Genomic DNA, 270 nt, shown 5'->3' with positions numbered 1-270 from the left:
GAAGAAGACAAGTTGTGTAACTGCTGTGGTAATGAGTTGCATAAAATGGGTGAAGACGTCAGCGAAAAGCTCGACTTCGTTCCCGCAAAGATAAAAGTCATTGAGCATATTCGCCCAAAGTACGCGTGTCGTGAATGTGATAAGTCAGGGTCGAATAACAGTATTAAACAAGCCAAGATGCCAAACATGGCCATCAACAAAGGCATGGCCACGTCCAGTTTGTTAAGTCAAATCATCACCAGCAAATATCAATATGCACTGCCACTGCAC

1 protein-coding gene is annotated in these 270 nt (G+C 43.7%); it reads left to right on the top strand.

The window, feature by feature from the left end; all coding sequences use genetic code 11:
* Positions 1-270 (top strand): IS66 family transposase zinc-finger binding domain-containing protein (locus AAEY68_RS21130; RefSeq protein WP_350586836.1); only part of this gene is annotated, 270 nt, incomplete at both ends.

Origin of the sequence: Pseudoalteromonas sp. RB2-MNA-CIBAN-0110 (assembly GCF_040309305.1) — a bacterium.
Taxonomy (GTDB): Bacteria; Pseudomonadota; Gammaproteobacteria; order Enterobacterales; family Alteromonadaceae; genus Pseudoalteromonas; species Pseudoalteromonas arctica.
This window is presented reverse-complemented; position numbering and strand designations above follow the sequence as displayed.